The following is a 24,833-nucleotide window of genomic DNA, read 5'->3' on the forward strand; positions in this document are numbered from 1 at the left end:
CCCCTCGGCACCAGCTCGCCCTGCTGCGCACGGCCTGCGATGAGGAGTCAGTGCTCCAGTTCGAGTCGAGACGTCAGCAGAGTGAACCAGCCGCTTCTGGTGTTCACCGAGAGGGCTTGGAAGTCATTAGGTTCGAATCCTGCAGGGGGCACACTCGATCTAGCTAGTGATACACGCACTGACCTGCAGAAATGCAGGTCTTTTGCGTTTCTGGGGTATGCCGCCGGACGCGGTAGATGGCAAGCATGTGCCCATGATCACGTACCAGCCGCGTACCGATCTTGGCCGCGATCTGATGGCCGTGGAGCAGCACGCCACCTCAGCGCCGTACCGACGCAACTCACACACAAGCGTCTCCACCTCCGCGCTCATCTGCGACGGAGACGACAAAGGGCGCCGCGAGCGATCCACCAACCCGGCCAGCCCTGCGACCCGATACCGAGACTCCCACCGCGACAATGTCTGCCGGGCCACCCCGACCTCGCCGGCGACCTGAGTCACCGACCCACCGGCCAGCACAGCCAGAACCGCCCGATACCGCTGCTCGACAACGGACATATCCACCAGGGCCAATCCCGGCCTCCTGACGCGCGACGCCCGCAGACGACGCACGAAAGATCGGCCGACAACGGCACCCGTCAAACATGTTCTGGGACTGACGCGTCAAGCATGTCCCGGGACAGGACACCCACCATGGATGAGAACTTTCTCCACGGTTTCAAGCCGCCGCCCGATGGGCAGCGGGCGGCCGGGCGGTCCGGGCGGGCGTGCGGCCTCTCCGGGCCGGTCCCGCCCGGCCACCCCGCCGCCTCAACGGACGCAAGCCTTGGTACGGGGTTGTCAGCCGCTCCGCTTCGCGGTGGTAGGTGACGTACGAGGTGGCTACCTCAGCCACGACATAGCTAGTCTCGCGGCGTGAATCAATACGAGTTCTGGCACTTGATCGAAACAGCCCAGATGGAATCGGAGTCATCGGAGGCATTCGCCGACCGATTGACCGAGATGATGATCGCGGTCTCCGCAGAGGAGATCCTGGACTTCTACGAGCACCTTTCCGACCTGTGCTCGTCCGCCTATCGGTGCGATCTGTGGGGCGCGGCCGCGCTCATCTATGAGGGCTACTGCGGCGACGACCCGTTCCTCTACTTCAGGTTGTGGCTGGTAGCGCAAGGAAAGGCGGTCTACGGAAGCGCCCTCGCCTCCCCGGATTCACTAGCAGAGCATCGCCCCATCCAGGTGATGGCGGCCAAACCGATGAGCGACTGGGATGAAGGCAGCGAGTGGCCCTGGTTGGAATCGCTGCTCTATGTCGCGCCCAATGCCTACGAGCATAAGACCGGCATGACCTTCGATGACGCCATCGACGCTCGGCGGCCCGATGTCCTGCGGAGTGTCTCCGAAGGCGACCCGGTCGGTGAAGCGTGGGACCTTTCGAACCGGGAGGAGATTCAACGCCGCGCTCCCCGGCTTGCTGCGCTCTTCTTGCACAAAGTGAAATGACGGCCGGGAACGGTGAGGTGTCGAACGACCTACGTAAAACGACCTACGTAAAGTCGGCGTACGCCAAGCGAGATCCGCACATGCGGCATCTGAACAGATAGGCTGTGGGATTTCCGTCCTTGTCCAGGGCCGCCAGAAACTCTTCCACCTGCTCGGGCGACGATCCGCCGGTGGAGTTCTCAAAGCGAAGCATTTCCCGCGCGTCCGGGAAAGCCGCCAACTCCGACGCCCCGACCGGCCCGAGGAATACAGCGCCGTCACCGCAGTGGAACAACCAGCGTTCCTGCTGCCATCCGGAGAAGCCAGGGGTTCTCCGACTGATGGTCTCAAGCGTGCCTTCCGGCACGTTGCCGGGAGCGTCGTAGACATCTACAAGTTCGGCATCGTAGCGAGCCGCCAGGCTCCCATCCGCGATGCACCAGGGACACGGTTCGCTCGCCAGCGTCTCCATGCAGTAGACCGGCCCGGTGTACACATAACCTCGCCGCTGATCACAACACCCGCACGCTGCATCGGAAGCTTTCACCGACCCTGTGCTGAGCGGATCCGGATGGTAGTGGAAGTCAGGCAGCATGGCGGCAGAATATGCGGTGGACCTGTCAAAAACGGATCGGGGTCGAGACGTCATCGTCTACGCCTGCGCATCCCACCCTTTCCAGGCTGAGAGGCAGGCTGATGCCGTGGCGATCGCTTGCTTCGGTAATCGCCGTAGGTGGCGGGGGCGATCGGCTGCCGCGGACCGACTTCGTCAGTCCTTGCCACCGGATGAGCGGGCTGGTCGAGTGTGCCGGGAGGCGGCGGGTGCAGGGCACGCGAGCCGACGCTCACAAGCCTCTCAGGCCGCGGAACCGTAGAGACGTGAGTGACGAACTGGGTGACAATCGAGGCGTACACGTGCGGACGTTTATGGACCTTGGCTGACTGTTCGTGCAGGTCATCTGGCCTTGTGTGCCGGATCGGGGTCACGTTCAAATGGCTTTGCATCGAAGGGGTCATGGCCTTGGCGTTCGCTTACTCCGTCATAGTGATCAGAAAGTATTGGTCGAGAGCTGAGATGAGCCTGTCGGCCAGCGCTGGGGTGGTGGCCGTCGCCCATTGCCGTGCGAGGTTGAGGAAACCAGCGAGGTGCTGTCGGGCGGTGGTGAGCAGGCTGGCGAGCTCGCCGCGGGAGATCTCGATGGATGAGTCCCCATCGTGCTGCCGGAGTTGGATGACATGACCCAGATGTGTGATGTGCGGCGTGGGGCCGTGGCCGAGCCAGGGTTCTTGCCCCCGAGTCACGTCCCACCAGTCCCGCCAGTTCTCCAAGCCGAAGCAGCAACCGGGCGCGATGCTGACGCCCGTGGTGGTGTCGCGGAAGCGCAGCCCGCCGGGAGCGATCAGGCCTTCCGCTTTGGCGAGATGCTGTTCCAGATGCGCGTCGGTCAGGTTGGCGGCGTGGGTGACAGGGATGCCGTTGTAGCTGAAGATGACGGCCATGGCCGTCCCTACCTCGGCGGGAGACAGCAGGCCGGAGAGGGCGAGAAGGCGGTCGTTCGACGGTTGCGCGATCGGCCAGGCCGTAAAGCCGTCCGCGTCGTAGGTCTCCAGGACGGCGTCGACGATGACCATAGCCGTCAGTATCCACGCATTGCTCGTGTGTGCGGTTGCTGAGGTGTGAGGGCTCGCCGGCAGGTTGGAAGGTCGAGGGAGTCAGCGAAAGTCAGCGGACTCGTTGGCACGGGAACGCAGCCGACCTCATCGGGCGTCATCCCCACAGCACTTGACGGCACCGGATGGTATCCGGTGATCAGGAGCAGTACGCCTCACCGGGGTTCGCATCGAAGGGTGTCACCGGTTCGAAAATGATCTGCTTCACATGTGGACAACGGCCCGATTTGTTGGATTCGGGTCTTGCCTCGCATCTACTTCATACATCAGGCCCAGTGGTCCCGCTCGGGCAGTCGTAGCCAGGCGCCAGGTGGGCCGGTGATCGGCTGGGCGTCGGCCACGCGCAGGTCTGCACCGGCGCAGCAAAACGCTGGAGGGTGGTTGCGGTAGAGGTAGGCGGCGAGGATCCTCTCAGCAGGGGCATCAGGGGGAGTCATGTAGGCGGTATGCGTCTCCCAAGCTAAGACCGTACCGTCTCGGGCGACGTGTCCGCTGACGCCGCCCTTGGGATTGGAGTACATGCTGTAGCAGACCGTGCCCGGCGAAACGCGCTTGCCGAGACCGGGAGTGTCGGGGGTGTATCCCCAGGGTTGGGTGATGACGCAGCCGCCGGGCACATCGGTGATACCGACGATCCGGTCGGCGTCCGGGACGTTATACCAGGCCTCGTACAGGGCGTCGATGTCCACGTCGTCAGCCGGTGTGGCTTCCAGATGCCCTGTCGCCTCGGCTGCGCTGACACTGGCCACGCAAGCCAGGCTCAGGCCGTCGTAATAGAAGTCTCCCAGCGCGGGGATCAGACGTTTGGCTTCCGCCGCGGCGGCGGCCTCAGCCTCGGAGAGACCGATCTCCGGTGAGGGGATGGGGAAGAGGTTGGGAGTAGGGCCGGCCAAGCTGAGACGGCCGGGGGACCAGCCGCCCATCATGAGGCGCCACGGGTCCGCTCCAGCGGCGACGAGGGCTCGGGCTTTGTCCGAATGGCCTTCGAAGACAGCCATCCAGAGCGCGGTGCGGCCTCGATGTTCGGCGTCGACATCGTCGACGCGTATGGCCAACTCGGCGACCACTTCAGGCGATCCCCGCTCAGCCGCCATATGCAGCGGCTTTTCAAAGATGTGTACGCCGGAGTTGGGATCAGCGCCCGCGGCGAGCCGGTCGCGGATCAGGTCGAGGCCTGTCCACTCGTCATAGCCGACGATCCACCATCCGACGTCATCGGTAGCAGCCATGGCAACTCCTTGGACAACGCAGGGACACATACGTTGCTGATCATGGTCTACAGGGCGGACATTTTGGTCGACACCTCGCGAGGCATCGGAGATCTGGCAGCTCAAACGGGCCCTGCCTCGGAAGCGTCCCGTGACCCAGACGTCGTGATCTTGCTAACGCTGATGCTAACAACGGCCGTGGACGATCGTGGACGCTCGTGGGTGGACCACCCCTTACGGTGACGCGCGAGCTGGGGTATCGGAGAGTCGTGGACGGCTGTGGATGATCTCGTTCTCACTCGTAATGAAGTGGTCTGAGATTCAAGCGGGAAGGTGTGTTGGGCTCCCCGTTCTACTTCGCGTGCACCGTCACGACTACTCGCGGCGCACGGAAGGCCAGACGCAACGTGAAGGTGTCCAACACGAACAGGTCGCTGCCGTCCCAGTCGAAGCAGCTGACCTGACCGTGAGGAGCATCCGGGTGGGTGGCCACGCAGTCATGCCCCTCCTGGTCCTCACACCACTCGACGAGGCGTACATCCTCGAACCGGAAGACCACGGCGGGCGTCCCCGACAGCTCGGGTGGAGTCCACTGCGGGTCGTAGACGAACTCCAGCTCCAGCACCGGCGGCCGGCCGGGTTGATAGGTCAGGCGTCTGAAGTCGGTGTCGTGGAGGTAGACGTGGGCGTCTTCTGCGGTCCAGAACTCGTACAGCCCTGTCCTGGGGGTGACACCACGATCTTGGTCCTCGGCCACGCCGGCGAACTCGGTCACTGACATGGGGACATGGTCCTACAGACTGGAACGTCCTCGGCAGGCTCCGGCGGGGCGGTGACAGCAGTGCTGACAGCAACGTCCCCACACGCGGGCTCACCTCGGCCGCCATCCCACCACCCTCTGACCACGGCGTCCGCCGCCCAATGAGGACGATCGCTCCGCCTGGAAAGCAGACGGTCATGCCGCTGCGGGGCTTTCGCTCCTCGAGGCCTAATAGCCCTACGTAATGACCGGTAGATCTTGGGTAGTGATGGTTCCAGGCGAGCATCGTCCCTCATGTGTCGGAGCCTCCATCCACGAGGTGCTTGCCGAACAGATCGGCGAAGAATCCCCGCAGCATCTCCACGGCGGCAGCCTCACCGTTAGTCATGTCGTATCGCCAAAGCGGTACATCTCGTACCCCTCAGCGCCCGATCTTCGGCGTCCACCTTCGAGTAGAGCCACGGGGACAAGGGACGGCGGCTCAAACCGTGAGTTGCTCAGGCGACCTGATCACATCGCACGGCCGTCTTACCAGGAGCACCAACAGCTCGGCTATTGCCAGTGGAAGGAATTCCCCTTCTGCAGCAGGATCATCATCATAGAGTTATGCGGCGCTCCAGCCCCTTCAAGAGGATGGATGCATGGATCTAGCTGTTCTTGTGACCGTGGGCGGGGCCTCTCTCCTAGTCATTGGCTGGCTCATCGACAAATTCTTCGGAGGACTCGTTGAGGAGATCGGCAAGCGTACTCTTGACCGTCTCCTGCACCGGCCGAGCAAGGGCCCGCTGAGCCGACGAGCCGTTCGAAAGTACGTCAGCGATGTGCGGCGGAACTACGCCACGCATACCGTGGGCTTCCGCCGGGACGATGCGGCCATCACCGTCGAAGAGGTCTACATCCCAGTCCAGTACGAGTCTGGCGGGCGCCGGTTGAACATCGAGCACGTGGTCGCGGGAAAGAGCCGGGTAATTATCGTGGGCGAACCCGGCGCGGGCAAGTCAATGCTGCTCAAGCACCTCATGCTGGCCTGGGCCCGTGATCCGGCGCGCGATCCGCATGTTCCAGTTCTCATCGACCTGCACCAGTACGGCTCCACCACGCTGAGGGAACTGCTGGCTAGGGCGCTCAGTCATGGCCGTCACCAATTCAGTGTTGAGCAATTGGACGACGCGCTAAATGCGGGGCGACTGCGGCTGTACTTCGACGGCTTGGACGAGGTGGCGCGGGACCACCTTCCGGCTGCCCTCAATGAGCTTCGGGAGCTGGCCAGACGAAACAGCGAATGCCCTATGGCCGTGACCTGTCGCGAGTCGGTATACAAGGGCATGCTGGCCGCCGAGTTCGGCGCGCCACTCGAGGTCGCCGAACTCGACGACGCCGCGCTGCGCCGACTGCTGCTGCACCTGATCAAGGATCGCAAGCGATGCGAGCTACTGGTTGCAGCGCTGCGCGCAAGCCGACACCTGCTGGAACTGGCCCGAAGCCCGATGCTGCTCACCATGATTTCGTATCTATACATGGATGGCCTCTTCGGCGAGCGGGCAGAGAGACTGCCCAAGTCCCGCTCAGAATTCTACGAGCAGGCCATCGCCTACCTATTACGCAGGGACGAGGCGCGTGGGCTGGACGGCCTGACCCGCCACGGGTCGGCGCTGAAGTTGGCGGTCCTGCGCAAGGTGGCGTTGTTGTTGATGAATAATCCGAACGGAAGGACAATCAGCCACCGCGACCTTCTGGCTGCGGTCCGGGCCGAGGCAGACGACTTCAACCTGGAGCCCCGCCAGGCGGCCGAGCTGATCGACGAGATCGTCGACCGCAGCCGGCTCCTGATCCGGCTCGCCGAGGCCGACCAAATCTACGCCTTCCGCCACCTCACTCTTCAGGAGTATCTGGCAGCGGTCGAGCTGTCCAAACGTGGTGACGACCTGCTCCGGCTCTACAGAGGCGACCCCGCCGCCTGGCAGGAGGTAGTGCGCATCTGGTGCGGGCAGGTCAGCGAGGACTGCACATGGCTACTGCGAGCAATATACGTAGATCCCAAAGCACGTCCGCTGGTGCTGCTCTGCCTTGCCGAGGCGACGAGAGTCGACTATGTCTTTGCAGAAGAAGTCATCGATGTCTTCATAGACAGGGTGCGTTGTGAAGAACACCTGCAGGAGCCTGTCGTCCGGGCCCTGGGCACGCTAGCGGGAGCAGGTGGGCCGCGCGGGCAGCGGGTGCTGTCCAGGCTACTGGAGATAGCCGATCCAGACGCGAACACTCCGGCACACGTTGCCTACCGAGTGCTGGCCGCCTCTGGACACCCGGAGGCCCTCCGGCGTCTCCTCGAGGCTGCGGAATCGAATCCCACGGCTCGTCAGGCCCTGCGAGCCATGGGCGACCTGGCGGTGCCCAGGCTTGCCAAAGAGTGGCGAACATGGGCCATCGACGAACTCGGCCTGCTGGGCACGCCTGCTGCCGCTGAGGCTTTGGTGGAGTTGCTTCCGGAGTTCTATAACTCTGAGCGGGTGGCCTGGTGGCTGGCGGCGCTGCTAAACAGCGACGATGTGCGGGCATCGCTCGGCGGCAACACGAGTGAGGGAAGCACCACCTGGATCACTAGGCCCTATCGCGGCGATTGGTCGCCTCGGCTCTGCTCCGTGGTCGAGGCGGTCGTTAAGACCCTGCGCGGTCCAGAGCTTTCACACTCGGTTGAGGGCCTGCGCTCCAAGGCTTCGCCTGATTCATCCTCGGTCGCGCTACCTCCCGATGGATTACCGCCGATCTTCCCGCCGGTCGCGTTGGCGTCCCTTGCCACTGATCCCAACCCCTTGGTTCGGCTCAACCGCACGCTTCCCGAACCGGCACGCGCTGCTGTGGAGGTGATCAAAAGCCGGACACGACTGTCGTCCAGCACGCTTGCACCTTCGGAGTCCGACCAGGTCTGGTCTGCCTTGTCAGCGATCTCCCCGAAACACGCGAGTGATGACAAACTCCGTGTGGCCGCTGACGAGTTGGCAGAGCTGGTCATCAGCCAAGCGGAAGTCGGCGAGGCGGTCAAAAATCTCCTGCGTGCGCTCGAATGGCCGATGCGGGCGGTTGTGGCAGGCGGACTCCGTAAGGGCTGGGGCGGCCGACAGGACTGGGCGTTGCTAGGGGAGACCAGAGCGGAACCCCGGTTTTTACGCCGGGCTTTCGCGGCTTCACTATGGCTGACAGCGCTCCTCGTTGCGGGTACCGGCGGCTATCGCTTTGTTTCCACAATCCGCGGCTCCGGGCCCTGGGGACCCACTTGGCTGGCATGGGTGACCACGGGGGGAGCATTCTTGCTGCTGGCGGCGGGCGTACTCGTTCTCCTCAAATCGCTCCTTCACATTGGCGAGACAGCCGGCATAGCTGCTGGGTGTGCGGTATCGCTGGGAGGTCTATTGAGTGCTGGGGGGCTGTCCGCATATGGCGTGGCGACGCTCACTGACTGGCGAGCCCCGCTCCTGGGTAGCTACGGGGTCTGGCTGCTGATCTCCGCCACGGGCATATGCACACTACTTGGGCTGAATTACCGCCAACGCCACCGCCGATGGGCTAATCCCTATCGCGGTCTCCTCATCCGCTACGCGCCGCAATGTCTACCCTCGGGAACAGCTCCAGCACACGACCAGGTCACCTAGTAGTGCTTTGTTAGGTCGGCGTGTCGTGGGGTTGTCGGGGCGATCCGGGTAGTTTCATGCTTCAGTGACCCCTGAGGAGCTTTCGGTTGTGCGGCAACGTCTTGAGGCGTTCGCTGCGGAGGTGTTCGCGCCCATGTCTCGCTCGGATCAGCGGGCCAAGGGCGAGACGTACCTGCGTGGGCTGCTGCTGGACGGGCGGCGCAAGTCGATGCAGCCGATGGCTGAGCGGCTCGGTGTGGATCATCAAGGACTGCAGCAGTTCGTCACCACCTCGACATGGGACACGCGGGCCGTGCGTGCGCGGCTGGCCCGCCGGGCGGTCGCCCAGCGCTATCCGGTTGGCGAGGTCGCGTCGTCCGGATGTCCCGGTGTCTCGATAGACGCCATTCGATGATCACCAAGTCTCCGTGTGACCGTCACATGTGCAGGTGAGTGCCTGGCTCTGTGGCTGTTCGGAGTGTCTCAAGCAGGTTGGTGTTCTTGACATGAAGGTCCCGTCAATACGAGCTTCGTGCGCCACGCAAGTAATGGAGGGCAAATAGGGCGTACTATTAAGCTCCCACTTAAGAAATCCCCAAACAATGCGCGGTCATCGGGAGCCGGCGCAAAAGCTCTCGACGATCATCGACATCCCATTGTTCGCCCCATACTCCTATACCGTATTGGCCAAGGTCCACCTTGGCATCGACTCTTTGTCGCAGGATATATATAACCTCTTCATAGCTAACAGACGACATCTCATCCTTTGATGCATATGCCCTATAAGCAACGGATGCCAGATCCTCAAATGAGGGATATTCGTCATCACTCCAAGTCACTTTACGTCTAGATCCGCGCCCACGGATGACAGCATCGCGAAAAACCCTCACCTGGTTCAATTCGGATAGTCGATCAGGACTTGCGACTATCATCTCAAACGATTCTCGTCCTTGGCCTATCGGCCAATATTGAAAACCAAAGAATGCGTCGCCGGATCCTTCGAAGAGGAGGTTACAGAATGCCGCATAAAGATCCCATTGCGAGGATCTCCGCTCCATTATTTCGATCCATACCTGAAAGTCGAGAATATCCTCGGCGCCAAGCTCGGATACCCGCCCTTGAAGCCAATCTATGCGCATCGCCTTGGTGCTTGTTTCGGCATGCGATTGTTCAATAAGTTGCCAGAATTGATCTATGTCCATTGCCGCCTTCGATTTTATCCGCTTCTACGGTTAGCGAATTACGCTATCCGCTAATGGCTACCTCATGCCTATTCTCCCCATTCCGGGCCCTCTGGAGAGCCCGCCAGTCTTAATCCAAGGCTCCGCGTGAATTGCTGCGTTCCCTCGCCCGTTGACAACAAGGCCGATTCCTATTCTTAGAAAGAATCGGAAGCCGATCTTCCGTGCGTCTAGTCTACGATCACGCGCGGCCTGGTCGCTCTCTGAATTTCCTTGAGGGTTCGCCATGCGCCCCTTATTCCACCGGTTACTCCTCGTGGCTCCCGACCTCTTAAGGGCATCATAAACTACATCCTCCACTCCTTTGCGAATATCGCCACTATTGCTCAGAAACAGCACCATGATTTTAGGTTGAAGCTCCTGAAGGCCTGGATACTTTTGCGGGCTATTGTAATCGCCTTGTCGTCTCTTGAAGTCGTTCGTTTCGCCGACTTTTATAACCCTTCCATTCTTGTCCATCAACAAGTACAACCCCTGGTCTCTCCTGCCCCACGGTTTTCCGTATCCGGTATCGCCGTTGGCGAGGAGCGTCATAAACCCGTGCCCTCCAATCGCAGCAAGTGCCGTCCGCAGCCCGAACTCCTGGCCGGAGCGAACTGCGTCCGCCTTCTTGCACATTGCAGGCTTTCGTGTGCATATGCCCTTCTCCAGGGCCGCCTCGGATTCATCCGCCCAAATGGCTCCGTTGGTCATGCACTCGGGCTTTATGCATACCTTGCCCTTATGAACTTGCTCCTCAAGGTACCGAACGGCTGCGTCCCACGATGGGAAAGTGATTTCCTGGTCATTCCACCAAACTTTGTGTGGGGTACCTTTTAGTGTTACGTCAGAAGGAATATCTGCTCCCCCGGACGCAACGGGTTTACCGGTAAGCGTTGCCCACGGCCCAGGCCATCGACGTCCTCAGGACCGCTCTGCACGGCGCGGATCAGCCGGAGTAGTCCCGGTGGACAGCCCCTGAGAGTCGGCGCGGGCGTCGTCGACCCCGCCCCGATCGCCGTCCACCCTGCCCGGTGATCTCCCCCATGCGAGGTGCGTGATCCCCCGTACGGGGGAGGAGGGCCGGCGATGTCCCCGGCAGGGTGGAAGGATGACTGAGGAGTCTCATGATCCGCCGCCGTCCAAGGGCCAGGACGTCCAGCGGACGTTCAACAAGATCACTGACTACTACGACCGGATGAATCGCCTCATGACGCTGGGGCGACATGCCGCCTGGTGCCGTGAGGTCGCAGTGAGTACGAAAGTCCCTCCGGGTGGAAACATGCTCGATGTCGCCACCGGAACCGGCGTCATCGCTCTTGCCGCACGGGAGAAGTATCCGAACTCAACCATCCATGCCGTCGATTTCTCGGAGCGGATGCTGGCGGAAGCGGCGAGCAAACCGGGGGCCTCCGCCATCATGTGGCAGCACGCGGATGCGAACGATCTGCCCTTCGGTGACGAGTCCTTCGACGCCGTCACGCATGGTTATCTCCTTCGCAATGTCGATGATGCCCAGCGCGTGCTCGAAGAGCAGTACCGGGTACTCAAACCCGGAGGTCGGGTCGTCATTCTGGAGACGTGCCCGCCACGAGGACCGCTCCGTTACCCAGTGGCTCTGGGCGTTCGCGTTGTGATTCCCCTTCTCGGCCGGCTGGTCGCCCGCGATCGTGAGTCATACGCATACCTGCAGGAATCCACACTCGGATTCATGACTCCAAAGGAGGTCGTCGCGATCCTTCGTCGGGTCGGCTTCGCCTCCATAGCGTGGAAGAAGAGGTTCTTCGGCACTCACATGATCATCTCGGCCCGGAAGCCGTAGCCTTGCGGAGCCGCGCTGATCTTCCGCTCGTCGCGAGGGCCGGGTGGGACCGGCGAGTCCGTCACATCTCGCGATCACTGTCGTGGTGTTCCTCGATCGGACCGAGCCAGGCGCGTCCAACGGATTCACATCACCTGGCGGCGGCGTCGAGCACGGCTTTCAGAGAGGCCTCGAGGATGTCCACGCCGGTGTGCAGTTCGTCGTCCCTGATCGTGAGAGGTGGGGCGATGCGGAAGATGCCGCCCATCTCAGGTAGCTGGACGATGTTCATGTGCAGGCCTCGTTCGAGACAGGCCGAGGTGATCGCGTTGCCCAGCGCGTCGGCGGGCGCCTTGCTCTTCTTGTCCTTGACGAGCTCGACGCCTTGGAGCAGGCCACGGCCTCGAACGTCACCGACGACTTCGTAGTTGTCGCGAAGCGCCAGCAGCCGGTCGGTGAGCTGATCGCCTAGCGTCGCGGCACGCTCTGTGAGGTTCTCGCGGTCGATGACGTCAAGGACCGTCAGCGCCACGGCAGCCGCCAAGGGGTCGGAGACGTGGGTGGTGTAGAAGAGGAACCCCCGGTCGTGGCAGACCTGCTCGATTTCGGCGGTCGTGACGACAGCCGCCACCGGCAGTCCGGCTCCCAAGGTCTTCGACAAGGTCAGGATGTCGGGTGTGACCCCGTCGCGCTCGAACGCGTACATCGTTCCGGTACGGCCGAGACCGGTCTGCGCCTCGTCCAGGATGAGCAGCATCCCGCGTTCGTCACACATCTCTTTGAGTCGACGCAGATACCCGGGCGGCAGGTCGATGATCCCGCCTGAGGACAGGATGGGCTCGATGAGGCAGGCGGCGAGACTTCCGGCGGATTGCCGGTCGACCAGGGCGAAGCCGTAGGCGAGCTCAGCCTCCCAGTCGTGTGACCCGTCGGAGGATCGGAACGGCGAACGATAGGAGTTCGGCGCGGGCAGCGCGAGGTTTCCCGGTGTCGGCGGACCGTAGCCGCGCCGCCCGGCGGAGAAGGTCGCGGCGGCGGCCCCTTGGGTCATGCCGTGCCAGGAGCGGTCGAAGGAGACGATCTCAAAGCGGCCGGTGGAGAGCTTGGCCATCTTGATCGCGGCCTCGTTCGCCTCGGCCCCTGTGGTGAGCAGCAGCATCTTGCCGAGCGTCGGGGGCAGGGTCGCGGTGAGCCTCTGGGCGAGCTCCAGCACGGGGGTGCTGAGCATGCCGCTGAAGAGGTGGTCCAGCGACGCAACGGCGGACGAAACCGTTGCCACGATATCGGGGTGTGCATGGCCGAGGATGGAACTCATCTGTCCTGAGGTGAAGTCGAGAATCGGCGTGCCCTGGCGATCGAAGACATACACACCAGAGGCACGTTCGATGACCCGCGGGGTGAAGCCGGCTCCGTAGCGGATCAGGAGGCGGTCCGCCTCGTCCCAAAACGTTGTGTCCATCGCCAACCCTTTCTGATCGCGTCCGAGCCGACGTCGAATCTTCCGCTCGATGCCATCTTCGATCGGTGACAAAACTCGTAACAAGCAAACAAATACAACGCATCATTCGGCATTGCCTTACTATCGATCCATGCTCAATCCGCAACGCCTCGCGATCCTGCGCGCCGTCCTGGCGGCCGGGTCGATCAACAAGGCGGCGCGGAACCTCAGCTACTCTCCCGCGACGATCAGCCAGCACATGACCACGCTGGCGAAGGAGACCGGGCTGGTCCTCTTCGAGAAGCAAGGACGCGGTATCAGCCCCACCGATGCCGCACGGCACCTGGCAGATCAAGCTCAGTCGCTCCTCGCCGACTTCGGGCGGCTTGAACGAGTCGTCGCGGACCTTCGGGGCGGTCAGGCGCAGCATCTGGCGATCGCCTGCTTCGCTTCCGCGGCCGAGCGGTGGATCCCAGAGGTCGTGCGGACCGTTCGCCGGCACCAACCGAACCTCACCGTCGAGATCAGCCTCAACGAGCCCGTCGACGGGCGCGGTCGCCGGCGGCCAGACCTCGACATCCGGACTGAGCCCGCGAATGGAGCCGAACTACAGCTTGACGGCTACCAGCGTCACGAACTCACCATCGAGGAACTCGTCGCCGTGCTCCCCGGTGCCCACCCCCTCGCCGATGCCCGCGAGATCGCTTTCTTGGACCTCGAAGGTGAGCCCTGGATCGACCACGACATCTACGACAGCCCGATCGGGCAGATCATCTTGACCGCTTGCAAGGCCGCCGGATTCACGCCGCGCCATGCCGCCCGCCTGGACGATCACCGGGCGGCGCTGCGACTGGTGGAGACGGGTATCGGCGTCACAGTCCTGCCGCGCCTGGCCGTCGCCGAGCTCCCTGACGGGGTCGTCGCCAGGCCCCTGGTTCGCCCCACCGTCTCGCGGCGCATCGTCGTCCACGCCCGCCAGGACCGACGCCGCGGCGACCTCATCGCCCGTGCGGTGGCCCAGCTTCGCGACAGCGCCTGCCAGGCCGTACCGGCCTGGTGAGCTGGTCCGGAGACCCTGTCGGCTCGTGCCGTGAGTCTCCTCAGCCACAGCGCCAGGCCGAGCACGAGGAACGTGAGCGCCGATTCGCCGCCGATGACGGCAGGGGGACATGCGCGGTCTGGGGCTGATCGCCAGTCGTGCCCGGGATCACTGCTCCAGCCCCTTCGGCCATACCGGACACGGCCGCTCAGCCACGGGCGCGGGCGTCGACACGCCTGCCGGCGCGTCGACCTCGGCCCGGATGGCGGCGAGCAACTGGCTGTCCTCGTCTGGAAACGGCAAGGTCGGGAAACCGGCATCGCCGGGCCTGTCGATGCCTGCCAACGATCCCTCGACCGCCCGCGCCAGCCGATGGGCTTCCTGCCGCACCCGGCAGCTGCCGAGCGCGACAACGCCTGACCAGGCCTTCAGGAAGACGGATTCAGCCTTCCGGTACTCCTTCTTCGCTTCGCTGTCGTCACCCTTGACGAAGATCAGGCGAGTCTTGGCCAGCTGAAGCTGAGACCACGCCTTGAGGAAGTCGATGTAGCTCGCCTGCCTGGCCTTCACGCGCTCGTCGTTGAGCTGAACCTGTAACCGCGCGAGCTCCGACGAGGCGCCGGCCTTGGTGGCGGCATAGGTCCCTACGCCGCCGACGACAGAACCCAACAGCGTGAGAAGTCCCGTGATGACCGCGATGCGCATCTGGCTTCCGCCCGCAGGTGCTTGATCCGTCATAAGGCTCCTTCGTCCGCCGTCCCGGCCTCGCCGTGATCGTCCCTTTCCGCCGATGACCGCGGCAGCGTCGTGTCCTGACTGTGACATCCCGCGTACACGCCTGGAGCTGGTCGAGCGCATTCCGTGGGCCAGCTTCGCAAACCCTATGGGGGTATGTTACGTTCCTCGGCGTTCACTGATACCCCCTGGGGGTATAAGGAAGGGAGTGGCCATGTCGCAGTCACGGAGGTGGTGGGCGCTCGTCGTGCTCGCCGCCGCGCAGTTCATGGTGATCATGGATACGTCGATCATCGGGGTCGCGCTGCCGGACATGCAGCAGGACCTCGGCTTCTCTCAGGGCGGCTTGCAGTGGGTGTTCAACGCCTACGTGGTCGCCTTCGGCGGTCTGCTGCTCCTTGGCGGACGCCTGTCCGATCTGTTCGGAGCTCGCAAGATCTTCTCGACGGGTTGGGCGATCCTGATCGCCGGCTCGGTCGTCGCGGCGGCGGCGAACAGCGCCTGGCTCGAGATTCTGGGCCGCGGCATCCAGGGAGTCGGCGGCGCGCTCATCGCGCCGGCGGCCATGACGCTGCTCATGATGCTTTTCAGCCACGACCCGCGTGAACTCGGCAGGGCCATGTCCCTGTACGGCGCGGCCGCTCCGGCGGGCGGTACGGCAGGCGTCTTCCTCGGTGGCGTCATCACCGAGTACCTGAGCTGGCCGTGGGTGTTCATCGTCTACATCCCGATCGGCCTGGCCACCCTGTTGGCCGTCCCCTCGCTCCTGCCCGCCACACCGGGCAGGCGTGGCTCGGTCGACGTCGTCGGTGGACTCTCCGCTACGGCCGGCATCGCCCTGGTCGTCTACGCCATCGTCGACCTCAACTGGATCGCCGCCGCCGGCGGCGCGGCGCTGCTCGCCCTCTTCCTCATCGTCCAGCGGACGGTGAAGGCGCCGCTGATGCCGCTGTCCATCTGGCGCACCCCAGGCCTTGCCGTCTCCAACCTGGCGATGACGCTGCTGGGCGCCGCCTGGATCCCGATGTGGTACTTCCTGAATCTCTACCTGCAGCAGGTGCTCGGTTATGGCGCCTTCCCCAGCGGCGCGGCCCTGCTTCCGATGACCATCGCCATCATGATCTTCATGATCGGCATCACCGCGCGACTGCTCGGCCGCTTCGGCGCCAAGCCGCTCATCGTTCTCGGCCTGCTCGTGCTGGCGGCGGGAGTCGTGGGACTGTCGTTCGCCCGGCCTGACGGGTCCTTTGTCGCTGACGTGCTCCCCGCGAGCCTGATCGCCGCAGTGGGCATGTCGCTGGCCTACATCCCGGCGATGATGTCGGCGATGTCGGGTGCGCGACCCGAGGACGCCGGTCTGGCCTCGGGCATCGTCAACACCACCTACAACGTGGGCTCGGCGCTGGGCCTGGCGGTCATGACCGCTGTCGCCACCTCGCGCGGAGCCGCTGACCTGGGGAACCTCACCAGGCTCACAGATGGATTCCAGGCGGCGTTCGTCGGGGCCGCCGTCGTGGCCGCGGCCGGCGCGGTGCTCTCCCTGGTGTTCATGCGCACGCCCGGGCGTGCCGTACAGGACCAGCCGGACCCGGCACGCGTTTGACGCGGAAATACCATAGGGGGGTATGGTGTTAGAGTGATCAGCGCCGAGTGACTCGAAGGGCACCTGGCCCCCACTGTGTCGCCGAGGCCACCGTCAAGGGCGGCCCCGAGATGCAGGCCACGATCAAAGAGGCCTCCGAGACCATCGCACGACTCGTCCGTTCCTGAAGGAGTTATCGATATGGCCACCACCACCTACACCGTCACGGGCATGACCTGCGGCCACTGCGTCAGCTCGGTCAAGGAAGAGGTCAGCGAAGTCACGGGAGTGACAGGCGTCGAGGTGGACCTGGCCACCGGGCTGCTGACGGTCCAGAGTGACAACCCCGTAGAGGCCGGCCAGATCGCCGCCGCCGTCGAGGCGGCCGGATACGAAGTGGCGAATCGGTCATGAACACTCCGGCCAAGCTCGGCGCTTACGTCCTGGGGCTCGCCGTCGTCTTCGGCGGCGCCCTGGGGGTGGGGAACGCGGTCGGCGAGGTCGGCGCGCCGCCCCAGGCGAACAGCCACAGCCAGAGCCACGCCCCGAGCAGCCAGCCGACAAGCGCACACGACAGCGGAACGCACACCACGAACGCCAAGCCCAGTGAGGCGGCGTCAGAAGATACCCCCGGGGGGCTCCAAGTGTCCGAGAACGGTTTCACGCTCAACCCGCTCACCAGCACGATCAAGCCCGGCGAGCCGACCGACTTCCAGTTCACGGTGACGGGTCCGAACGGCGGCCCCGTGACCGACTACCAGGTGCAGCACGACAAGAAGCTCCACTTCATCGTGGTGTCCAGGGATCTTGGCACCTTCCAGCACCTGCACCCGATAGAGGCCGGTGACGGCGTCTGGTCGGTGAAGCTGACGCTGCCCGAAGCGGGCGCGTACCGTGCTTTCGCCGACTTCGCCCCCACGGGCGGCAGCGCCTTGACGCTGGGCGCGGACCTGCTCGTGGCAGGCGAATACACGCCCAAGGCGCTTCCGGCCGCCAGCCGTACGGCAGACGTCGACGGCTACACCGTCACCCTTGACGGCGACCTGGTTCCCGGCCAGGCGAGCAAGCTCACCCTCACGGTGAGCAAGGACGGCAAGCCGATCACCGACCTGCAGCCCTACCTCGGCGCCTATGGCCACCTCGTCGCTCTGCGCGGCAGCGACCTGGCCTACCTCCATGTGCACCCCGACGGCGAGCCCGGCGACGGCAGGACCAAGCCCGGACCGGAGATCGTCTTCTACGCCGAGGTGCCCAGCAGAGGGGACTACCGCCTCTTCCTGGACTTCCAGCACGAAGGCAAGGTCCGCACCGCCGACTTCACACTCGACACCGGGCAGGCGGCGACCCCCGCACCGAAGCCCACGCCGAGCCCCGCGAAGTCGACCGGGCACGGCGACCACAAGCACTGACCCGCAGGACGCTGAGAAAGGAGAGGTGATGTCCCCCCTCACCGACGACAGGCCCCAAAGTGCCGTCGAACTATCGATCGGTGGCATGACCTGCGCGTCCTGCGCCAACAGGATCGAGCGGAAGCTGAACAAGCTTGAGGGCGTGACCGCGACGGTCAACTACGCGACGGAGAAGGCGAAGGTCACCTTTCCTGAAGGAGTGGACCCGCAGGAGCTGATCGCCACCGTGGAGTCGGCGGGCTACACCGCCGAGCTGCCCAAGCCGCCACAGGCGGAGGGCGAGCCGCAGGAGCCCGAGGACGAACTCAGGCCGCTGCGCAACCGGCTGATCACCTCCTTGGTGCTGGCCGTACCGGTGATCGCGATGGCGATGATCCCGCCGCTGCAGTTCACCAACTGGCAGTGGCTGTCGCTGACGCTGGCCGCGCCGGTCGTGGTCTATGCCGGCTGGCCGTTCCACAAGGCCGCGTGGACGAACCTGCGTCACGGCGCGGCGACCATGGACACGCTGGTCTCGCTGGGCACGTTGGCCGCTCTGGGTTGGTCCCTGTGGGCACTGTTCTTCGGTACGGCGGGCACCCCCGGCATGACGCACCCGTTCGAGTTCACGATCGCCAGGACCGACGGCTCGGGCAACATCTACCTCGAGGCCGCGGCGGGCGTGACCGCGTTCATCCTGGCCGGACGCTACTTCGAGGCCCGCTCCAAGCGCCGGGCGGGAGCCGCCCTGCGAGCGTTGTTGGAGCTGGGCGCCAAGGAAGTCGCGGTGCTCCGCGGTGGCACCGAGGTCCGCATCCCCACCGACCAGCTCGCCGTAGGCGACCGTTTCGTGGTACGGCCGGGCGAGAAGATCGCCACTGACGGAGTGGTGGAGGAGGGCGCCTCGGCCGTCGACGCCTCCATGTTGACCGGCGAGTCGATCCCGGTGGAGGTACGCCCGGGCGACGCCGTGACCGGCGCCACCGTGAACGCGGGCGGCCGCCTGGTCGTCCGCGCCACGCGGATCGGCTCCGACACCCAGCTCGCCCAGATGGCCAAGCTCGTGGAAGACGCCCAGACCGGCAAGGCCCAGGTGCAGCGCCTGGCCGACCGCATCTCCGGCATCTTCGTCCCCATCGTCATCGCGTTGGCTCTCGGCACCCTGGGCTTCTGGCTCGGAACCGGCGGCGGCGTGGGAGCGGCCTTCACCGCGGCGGTGGCCGTACTGATCATCGCCTGCCCGTGCGCGCTCGGCCTGGCCACCCCCACCGCCCTGTTGGTCGGCACCGGCAGGGGAGCCCAGCTGGGCATCCTGATCAAGGGGCCTGAGGTGTTGGAGTCCACTCGCAAGGTGGACACCGTGGTGCTGGACAAGACCGGCACCGTCACCGAGGGCAAGATGACGCTGGTCGAGACGCACGTGGCCGACGGCGAGGACGCCGACGAGGTGCTGCGCCTGGCAGGAGCCCTGGAGCACGCCTCCGAGCACCCCATCGCGCAGGCCATCGCCCGGGGCGCGGCCGAGCAGGTCGGCGCCCTGCCCACGCCCGAGGACTTCGCCAACGTCGAAGGGCTCGGTGTGCAGGGCATCGTCGACGGGCACGCCGTCCTCGTCGGCAGGCCCAAGCTGCTGGCCGAATGGTCCCAGCACCTGCCCGTCGATCTCGAACGTGCCTTGGCGGCGGCGCAGGCGGCCGGCCGTACGGCTGTGGCGGTCGGCCGGGACGGCAAGGCTCGCGGGGTCCTGGTGGTGGCCGACGTGGTCAAGCCCACTTCCGCCGAGGCCATCCTGCAGCTCCGTGCGCTGGGCCTGACCCCGGTGCTGCTCACCGGCGACAACGAGGCCGTCGCCAGGAGCGTGGCCGCCGAGGTCGGCATCGACGAGGTGATCGCCGAGGTGCTGCCCAAGGACAAGGTGGACGTCGTCAGGAAGCTGCAGTCCGAGGGCAGGACGGTGGCCATGGTCGGCGACGGTGTGAACGACGCGGCCGCGCTCGCCCAGGCTGACCTCGGCCTCGCCATGGGCACCGGCACCGACGCCGCGATCGAAGCCTCCGATCTCACCCTGGTCAGAGGCGACCTCCGGGTCGGCGCGGACGCGATCCGGCTGTCGCGCAGGACGCTGCGCACCATCAAGGGCAACCTGTTCTGGGCCTTCGCCTACAACGTGGCCGCCCTGCCGCTGGCCGCGATGGGGCTGCTCAACCCCATGATCGCCGGAGCAGCGATGGCGTTCTCCAGCGTTTTCGTGGTCAGCAACAGCCTCAGGCTGCGCGGCTTCAAATAGAGGAATTCCCGAGGTGGCCGGAGCCGATGGCGTCTCCGGCCACCTCGTGGTGTGTTCAGACCTTTATGGGGCGATGCGCGTGGCGACCGCGGTCTGGAATTCGGCGCAGACCGGCGATGTCCTCATGATCGCAGTTCGGCGCGCAGTCGATGAGGTGGCCAGTCCGAACCGCACGGCGACATCTCCGATGGTCATGGGCGCGCTTGACTTCATGTCGACGTTTCCTGGCCCCGGGCGGGCGCATCGTCCTCATCGGCCAGGACTGGGACACCTTCGTCATCGACTCCGACGACCCAGGGCTCACCAGGACCATCGTGCACGCGCGCGCCGACCTGACCGCCAACCCGCGCGCCGCCCGCCGCTATCACAACCTGCTGCTCGAAGCCGGATTCCGTGACGTCGAGGTCGAGGCACACGTAGGAATCTTCACCGACGGGGCGATGCTCGCGATGATCAGGGGAATCGCTGAGGCCGTCCTCGCCGCGGATCCGGCGGTGCGCCGCCGTACCGCGCGGGTCTCCGTCCTGGTGGCGGCCGGCATCGTCGCCGTCTTCGCCGTTCTCGGCAACCAGCTGCTGAGAACGCTCAAGGCCGACGCACGCCCGCCATGGGACTGCTCGCCGCCGCGATGGCCGTGGTGCGCCTGTGGTCGTCGGTACGGCCCGCGTCAGCCGTTCGCGGGCCGGAAGACCGTGGAGAAGGTCCGGCCGCCGTCCCTTGATTCCAGCACCGTCCCGTCATCGGTGGCGGCCAGCAGCCGCTGCGCGTCGACGGCGGTGAAGGCGCTGGCAGGGCCGGGGAGCTTGCCGTCGGCCTGCCAGGTCGTGCCGCCGTCACGGCTGGTGTGGATCCGGCCGTCCACTCCCGTGCCCGTCAGCGTGTCCTCGGCAGGGGATTCGACGTGGCTGAGCAGCGGCGCGTTCGCCACCCGATCGAAGTCCATGCCGCCGTTCCGGCTGACCTTCAGCCCATCTGGCGTGGTGGCGTAGACGGTGGTGAGGTCCGCCGCGAGGTCGATCATGGGTTCCTCCGCGCCTGGTGTCCAGCTCTGGCCGCCGTCGGCGCTGCGGCGCAACCGGCCGGACTGGGAGTCGAAGGCGTAGAGCGCATCGCCGGCCGGCTGTAGCGCGTGGAAGTCGGCGGTGCCCTCTTCCGACACGGTCGTCCATGTCCGGCCGGCGTCGGACGTGCGGATCAGGCCAAGGTGTGGAGAGGCCGCGGTGGACGTGTCACCGGGGTGGCCGCTGGCCAGGAACGTCCTCGGCCCGACAACGGTGAAACCCATGTGATCCTGGACGCGCCCCGCGACCCGCTCGGCGCTCTCCGCGTCCTTCACCCTGAACAGCCCGTAATGCCCCGCGATGTAGATCGCACCATCGGCTGGATCGACTCCCACGCCATGGACGTGGCCGATTCCCGGATCCTGGCCACTCGCCGTCGCCGGTGGCTGTGACTGGCCACAGGCCGCGGCAGTCAAGATCATCACCGCTGCCGCGGCTGTACGGAGCGGGACATGGCTTCCACTCATAGGGCGACCTCGCTAAAACTCGGACGGTCGCCACATTCTACTATGCACCGTCGTAGAAGGTCGCCGGGTGGCCGCCGACAGGTAACTGAAGCCGGGAACGAGGGCCGCCGGGGGCTGATGCGCGCACGCGCGTCGCAGGGGGGAGATGCCGGGTGAGACCGCGGACGCCGGATGCCTGCGGCAGGCACCCGGCGTTCGTCCGGAACGATGTGCGGGTCCACGTCGGCCTGAGGACCCGGCCTCCATGCGGCTAGACGAGGACCGCCTCGTATCCCGCCTCTTCGACCGCGTCCACAACGAGGACGTCGTCGACGTGTCCCTCGCTCGTCACCTTGACGTGACCCGTGCTGAGGTCCACGTCGACAGCGTTGACTCCCGCGACCTGGCTGATCTGAGTCTTCACCTTTCCCGCGCAACCGTTACACGTCATCCCGGTGACCTTGTATGTGCTGGTGCTCATGGTCAACACTCCTTCTATGTACCCCTGGTAGGTATTGCGACGAGGAAGTTACGCCAGGAACCGCTTCAAGGCAACCCTAACCCCCTATGGGTATATGAGACCTATGTCACGCCTCTTCTCATACCTGCTGGGGGTATGCTGCCGCTCATGAGAAAGCTGAACAGGGTCACCGTTGTCGGGGCGTCGCTCGCCGGTCTGCGCGCTGTCCAGGCGCTTCGTCGGGAGGGTTTCGAAGGAGAGCTCACGCTGATCGGCGCGGAGGCCCACACTCCTTACAATCGCCCGCCACTGTCCAAGAGCGTCCTCCAGGGTGACGACGACGTCTCGTTGCCTGGGGCCGAGGACCTCGGGGAGGACTGGCTCCGCGGCCGCCGGGCGGCGGGCCTTGATCCCATCGGCAAGGTGGTCACCATGGACGATGGCTCCACGGTGCACTACGACGGACTCGTCATCGCGACCGGTGCGCGGCCGAGGCGGCTGTCCGATCACCCCGAGGGCGTGCACACGCTGCGCACGATCGAGGACTCGCTCGCCGTGCGCGCCGAGCTGAACACAGGCCGCCGGCGCGTCGTGGTGATCGGTGGCGGTTTCATCGGCGGGGAGGTGGCCTCGACCGCGCAGGCGCTCGGTCACCACGTGACGTTGGTCGCCGGCGCGCCGTACCCCATGCTCGCCGCGTTCGGCACCGACACAGCCCGATGGCTGGCCCAGCACCACCAGAGCAACGGAGTGGAGCTCGTCTCCGGCATTCGCGTCGTCGGCTTCGAGGGTAGCCCTCGCGTGACGGAGGTACGGCTGAGCGACGGCCGGTCCATACCTGCGGATCTCGTGGTCGCGGGCATGGGAGTGACGCCCAACACGGAATGGCTCGAATCCAGCGGGCTCACGCTCGACGATGGCGTGGTTTGCGACGCGAATCTGTATGCGCGGGGAGCGTCCGACGTCGTGGCGGCGGGCGATGTGGTGCGCTGGCCGCACGGGTTGTACGGCGATTCCATGGTCCGGGTCGAGCATTGGTCCAACGCCAACGACCAGGGAGCCGCGGCCGCCCTCAACCTGCTCGCAGGACCGGAGAGCGCCAAGCCGTTCGCGGACCTTCCCTCGTTCGCCACGCACGTGCATGGTGCTCGAATCCAGAGCGCCGGTCTCCCTCACCTGGCCGACGAGGCCACGCTGGTGGCAGGTGCGTTCGAGGAAGGCCGCTTCGCCGTCGGGTTCGCCAAGAACGGTGTGCTGGTGGGCGCGGTGGCGGTCGATTCCCCCAAGGATCTGATCAGGCTCAAGCGTGGCATCGCCTCCGGCAGCTCACTCGGCGCGGTGTCGGCATGAAGTGAGCGCCGGCTATGAGGCGTAGTAGATGTTCGCGAGCGCATGTCCCGCGCCTGAGGCGCCGGCGACCAGGCGCGAACCGCTCGCGGAGGCGTCCCGCAACCTGTGGACGGACGGGGGACGGCTGCGCGGCTACCTCGACGCGCTCGACGACGCGCGCATCCCCTTCGACCCCGAGCTGGTGGTGGTCGGACGGAAGGGAGCGTGACGCAGGACGTCGCCCGCATGCTCCCCGTCGTGATCACGGGCTGCCCCTTCAGGTCCTTACTCGGAGGCCCTGCGAGGTTTCTGTGATAGGTTCAGCGCCGCTGTGCATCGCCGCGAACTGAGGAGGTGAGACCGATCAACGCTGTGACAGGTCGGGGCTCCCTCCCTCGCATGGCCTAGGGAGCGCCCGCAGAAGGCATCCCGAAAGGCTTGCAACGCTATGCGCTTCACCTCCCAGGCGTCGTTGGACGGCGTCGCCGAACAGATCTTCACCCTCCCCTTCACCTTCGGCGAGATACCGGGTGTGCTGTGGACCCCGGAAGATGCCATCGAGGCTCGCCCCCTGATCCTGATGGGCCACGGCGGCGGGCAGCACAAGAAGGCCCCAGGCATCCTGGCCCGCGCACACCGCTTCGTCGCCGAGGGCGGTTTCGCGGTCGCCGCGATCGACGCGCCCAATCACGGCAACCGGCCGAAGGACGAGGAGTTCGACCGGATCGCGGGCGAGCTGAGGGCTGGTATGGCCGCCGGCGAGGATCCGTCCGCCCTGGTCGCCGCCATGCACGGGCATCTGGCCAGGCAGACGGTCGCGGAATGGCAGGCGGTCATCACCGCGGTCCAGGAACTCGAGCACGTGGGCGTCGGCCCGGTCGGCTATTGGGGCATGTCGATGGGCTGCGGGCTCGGGCTTCCGCTGCTCGCCGCGGAACCCCGCATCCGCGCCGCGGTACTGGGGCTGCTTGGCGTACACGGGCTGGCCGAGACCGCCGCCGGAGTCACCGTCCCCGTGGAATTCCTGCTCCAGTGGGACGACAACCTCGTGCCGCGAGCCCAGGGCCTGGCGCTGTTCGACGCTCTTGCCTCAGCCGACAAGACGCTGCACGCCAACCCCGGCAAGCACGGGGAGATTCCTGAGTTCGAGACGGACAGTTCGCTGCGATTCTTCACCCGGCACCTTGGTTAGGGCCGCTGCGTGGTAGTTCGCGACGCGCCGGTCGGGCCTGGTTCCGGCCGGCGCGTTCGCGTCAGACTGTGGCCGAGCGGGTGCAGGCGATGGAGATCGACGCCGCCCTTC

The 24,833-nt window shown here is 65.3% G+C and carries 22 protein-coding genes and 2 pseudogenes; 12 read left to right on the forward strand and 12 right to left on the reverse strand.

What is annotated here, in order from left to right; genetic code table 11:
- Positions 1-330 precede the first annotated feature (330 nt).
- Positions 331-558, reverse strand: a pseudogene (locus AC3EO4_RS16535) (helix-turn-helix domain-containing protein); the annotation flags it as partial.
- Between the two features lie 357 nt (positions 559-915).
- Here AC3EO4_RS16535 and AC3EO4_RS16540 point away from each other — a divergent pair.
- On the forward strand, positions 916-1,500 hold the full coding sequence (locus tag AC3EO4_RS16540) for a DUF4240 domain-containing protein (RefSeq protein ID WP_379576338.1): 585 nt from the start codon (positions 916-918) through the stop codon (positions 1,498-1,500).
- Positions 1,501-1,543: 43 nt separating this feature from the next.
- On the opposite strand, the gene AC3EO4_RS16545 is transcribed toward AC3EO4_RS16540, so the two are convergent.
- The 4 genes from AC3EO4_RS16545 to AC3EO4_RS16560 all read right to left on the reverse strand — a co-directional run bounded on the left by AC3EO4_RS16545 (position 1,544) and on the right by AC3EO4_RS16560 (position 5,139).
- On the reverse strand, positions 1,544-2,074 hold the full coding sequence (locus AC3EO4_RS16545; RefSeq protein ID WP_379576340.1) for a CbrC family protein: 531 nt from the start codon (positions 2,072-2,074) through the stop codon (positions 1,544-1,546).
- A gap of 437 nt (positions 2,075-2,511) precedes the next feature.
- Positions 2,512-3,111, reverse strand: a complete 600-nt coding sequence (locus AC3EO4_RS16550) for a hypothetical protein (protein ID WP_379576342.1) — start codon at positions 3,109-3,111, stop codon at positions 2,512-2,514.
- Positions 3,112-3,416: 305 nt separating this feature from the next.
- Positions 3,417-4,379: an ankyrin repeat domain-containing protein gene (locus AC3EO4_RS16555; protein WP_379576344.1), complete on the reverse strand. Its 963-nt coding sequence runs from the start codon at positions 4,377-4,379 to the stop codon at positions 3,417-3,419.
- 331 nt (positions 4,380-4,710) lie between these two features.
- Complete coding sequence (locus tag AC3EO4_RS16560) at positions 4,711-5,139, reverse strand: hypothetical protein (RefSeq protein WP_431896376.1); 429 nt, start codon at positions 5,137-5,139, stop codon at positions 4,711-4,713.
- Between the two features lie 620 nt (positions 5,140-5,759).
- On the opposite strand from AC3EO4_RS16560, the gene AC3EO4_RS16565 reads away from it, so the two are divergent.
- Together AC3EO4_RS16565 and AC3EO4_RS16570 are read left to right on the forward strand one after the other, a co-directional pair.
- Positions 5,760-8,765 (forward strand): NACHT domain-containing protein, encoded by a 3,006-nt coding sequence (locus AC3EO4_RS16565; RefSeq protein WP_431896378.1) that lies wholly within the window; start codon positions 5,760-5,762, stop codon positions 8,763-8,765.
- 64 nt (positions 8,766-8,829) lie between these two features.
- A pseudogene (locus AC3EO4_RS16570) lies at positions 8,830-9,102 on the forward strand (transposase); the annotation flags it as partial.
- Positions 9,103-9,328: 226 nt separating this feature from the next.
- Here AC3EO4_RS16570 and AC3EO4_RS16575 read toward each other — a convergent pair.
- Together AC3EO4_RS16575 and AC3EO4_RS16580 are read right to left on the reverse strand one after the other, a co-directional pair.
- Positions 9,329-9,946, reverse strand: a complete 618-nt coding sequence (locus tag AC3EO4_RS16575; RefSeq protein WP_431896379.1) for a DUF4240 domain-containing protein — start codon at positions 9,944-9,946, stop codon at positions 9,329-9,331.
- Positions 9,947-10,003: 57 nt separating this feature from the next.
- Positions 10,004-10,678, reverse strand: a complete 675-nt coding sequence (locus AC3EO4_RS16580) for a GIY-YIG nuclease family protein (protein WP_431896381.1) — start codon at positions 10,676-10,678, stop codon at positions 10,004-10,006.
- Between the two features lie 397 nt (positions 10,679-11,075).
- On the opposite strand from AC3EO4_RS16580, the gene AC3EO4_RS16585 reads away from it, so the two are divergent.
- Entirely contained in the window at positions 11,076-11,786 is a 711-nt protein-coding gene (locus AC3EO4_RS16585; RefSeq protein WP_379576350.1) for a ubiquinone/menaquinone biosynthesis methyltransferase, read from the forward strand.
- 130 nt (positions 11,787-11,916) lie between these two features.
- Here the strand turns inward: AC3EO4_RS16585 and AC3EO4_RS16590 are convergent, their stop codons facing one another.
- On the reverse strand, positions 11,917-13,296 hold the full coding sequence (locus AC3EO4_RS16590; RefSeq protein WP_431896384.1) for an aspartate aminotransferase family protein: 1,380 nt from the start codon (positions 13,294-13,296) through the stop codon (positions 11,917-11,919).
- Here AC3EO4_RS16590 and AC3EO4_RS16595 point away from each other — a divergent pair.
- Complete coding sequence (locus AC3EO4_RS16595; protein WP_379576353.1) at positions 13,274-14,263, forward strand: LysR family transcriptional regulator; 990 nt, start codon at positions 13,274-13,276, stop codon at positions 14,261-14,263. The genes AC3EO4_RS16590 and AC3EO4_RS16595 overlap by 23 nt on opposite strands.
- A 147-nt stretch (positions 14,264-14,410) precedes the next feature.
- Here AC3EO4_RS16595 and AC3EO4_RS16600 read toward each other — a convergent pair whose 3' ends face one another.
- Positions 14,411-14,947: a hypothetical protein gene (locus tag AC3EO4_RS16600; RefSeq protein WP_431896385.1), complete on the reverse strand. Its 537-nt coding sequence runs from the start codon at positions 14,945-14,947 to the stop codon at positions 14,411-14,413.
- Positions 14,948-15,191: 244 nt separating this feature from the next.
- Between AC3EO4_RS16600 and AC3EO4_RS16605 the strand changes: the two genes are divergently transcribed.
- The 4 genes from AC3EO4_RS16605 to AC3EO4_RS16620 all read left to right on the forward strand — a co-directional run bounded on the left by AC3EO4_RS16605 (position 15,192) and on the right by AC3EO4_RS16620 (position 20,234).
- Positions 15,192-16,580 (forward strand): MFS transporter, encoded by a 1,389-nt coding sequence (locus AC3EO4_RS16605; RefSeq protein ID WP_431896387.1) that lies wholly within the window; start codon positions 15,192-15,194, stop codon positions 16,578-16,580.
- Between the two features lie 180 nt (positions 16,581-16,760).
- Positions 16,761-16,973, forward strand: a complete 213-nt coding sequence (locus AC3EO4_RS16610; RefSeq protein WP_431896389.1) for a heavy-metal-associated domain-containing protein — start codon at positions 16,761-16,763, stop codon at positions 16,971-16,973.
- Entirely contained in the window at positions 16,970-17,968 is a 999-nt protein-coding gene (locus AC3EO4_RS16615) for a hypothetical protein (protein ID WP_431896390.1), read from the forward strand. The genes AC3EO4_RS16610 and AC3EO4_RS16615 overlap by 4 nt, the downstream gene beginning before the upstream one ends.
- A gap of 28 nt (positions 17,969-17,996) precedes the next feature.
- Positions 17,997-20,234, forward strand: coding sequence for a heavy metal translocating P-type ATPase (locus AC3EO4_RS16620; RefSeq protein WP_431896392.1), 2,238 nt, complete (start codon positions 17,997-17,999; stop codon positions 20,232-20,234).
- Between the two features lie 209 nt (positions 20,235-20,443).
- Here the strand turns inward: AC3EO4_RS16620 and AC3EO4_RS16625 are convergent, their stop codons facing one another.
- The 3 genes from AC3EO4_RS16625 to AC3EO4_RS16635 all read right to left on the reverse strand — a co-directional run bounded on the left by AC3EO4_RS16625 (position 20,444) and on the right by AC3EO4_RS16635 (position 22,222).
- Positions 20,444-20,650: a hypothetical protein gene (locus tag AC3EO4_RS16625; protein ID WP_431896394.1), complete on the reverse strand. Its 207-nt coding sequence runs from the start codon at positions 20,648-20,650 to the stop codon at positions 20,444-20,446.
- Between the two features lie 251 nt (positions 20,651-20,901).
- Entirely contained in the window at positions 20,902-21,762 is an 861-nt protein-coding gene (locus AC3EO4_RS16630) for a F510_1955 family glycosylhydrolase (protein ID WP_431896396.1), read from the reverse strand.
- A 250-nt stretch (positions 21,763-22,012) separates the two neighbouring features.
- On the reverse strand, positions 22,013-22,222 hold the full coding sequence (locus AC3EO4_RS16635; protein ID WP_379576368.1) for a heavy-metal-associated domain-containing protein: 210 nt from the start codon (positions 22,220-22,222) through the stop codon (positions 22,013-22,015).
- Positions 22,223-22,369: 147 nt separating this feature from the next.
- Here AC3EO4_RS16635 and AC3EO4_RS16640 point away from each other — a divergent pair, with 147 nt between their 5' ends.
- The 3 genes from AC3EO4_RS16640 to AC3EO4_RS16650 all read left to right on the forward strand — a co-directional run bounded on the left by AC3EO4_RS16640 (position 22,370) and on the right by AC3EO4_RS16650 (position 24,722).
- On the forward strand, positions 22,370-23,551 hold the full coding sequence (locus AC3EO4_RS16640; RefSeq protein ID WP_431896398.1) for an NAD(P)/FAD-dependent oxidoreductase: 1,182 nt from the start codon (positions 22,370-22,372) through the stop codon (positions 23,549-23,551).
- A gap of 28 nt (positions 23,552-23,579) precedes the next feature.
- Positions 23,580-23,759 (forward strand): hypothetical protein, encoded by a 180-nt coding sequence (locus AC3EO4_RS16645; RefSeq protein WP_431896400.1) that lies wholly within the window; start codon positions 23,580-23,582, stop codon positions 23,757-23,759.
- A gap of 219 nt (positions 23,760-23,978) precedes the next feature.
- On the forward strand, positions 23,979-24,722 hold the full coding sequence (locus AC3EO4_RS16650; protein WP_431896401.1) for a dienelactone hydrolase family protein: 744 nt from the start codon (positions 23,979-23,981) through the stop codon (positions 24,720-24,722).
- Positions 24,723-24,833 lie beyond the last annotated feature (111 nt).

This window comes from Nonomuraea sp. bgisy101 (assembly GCF_057708945.1).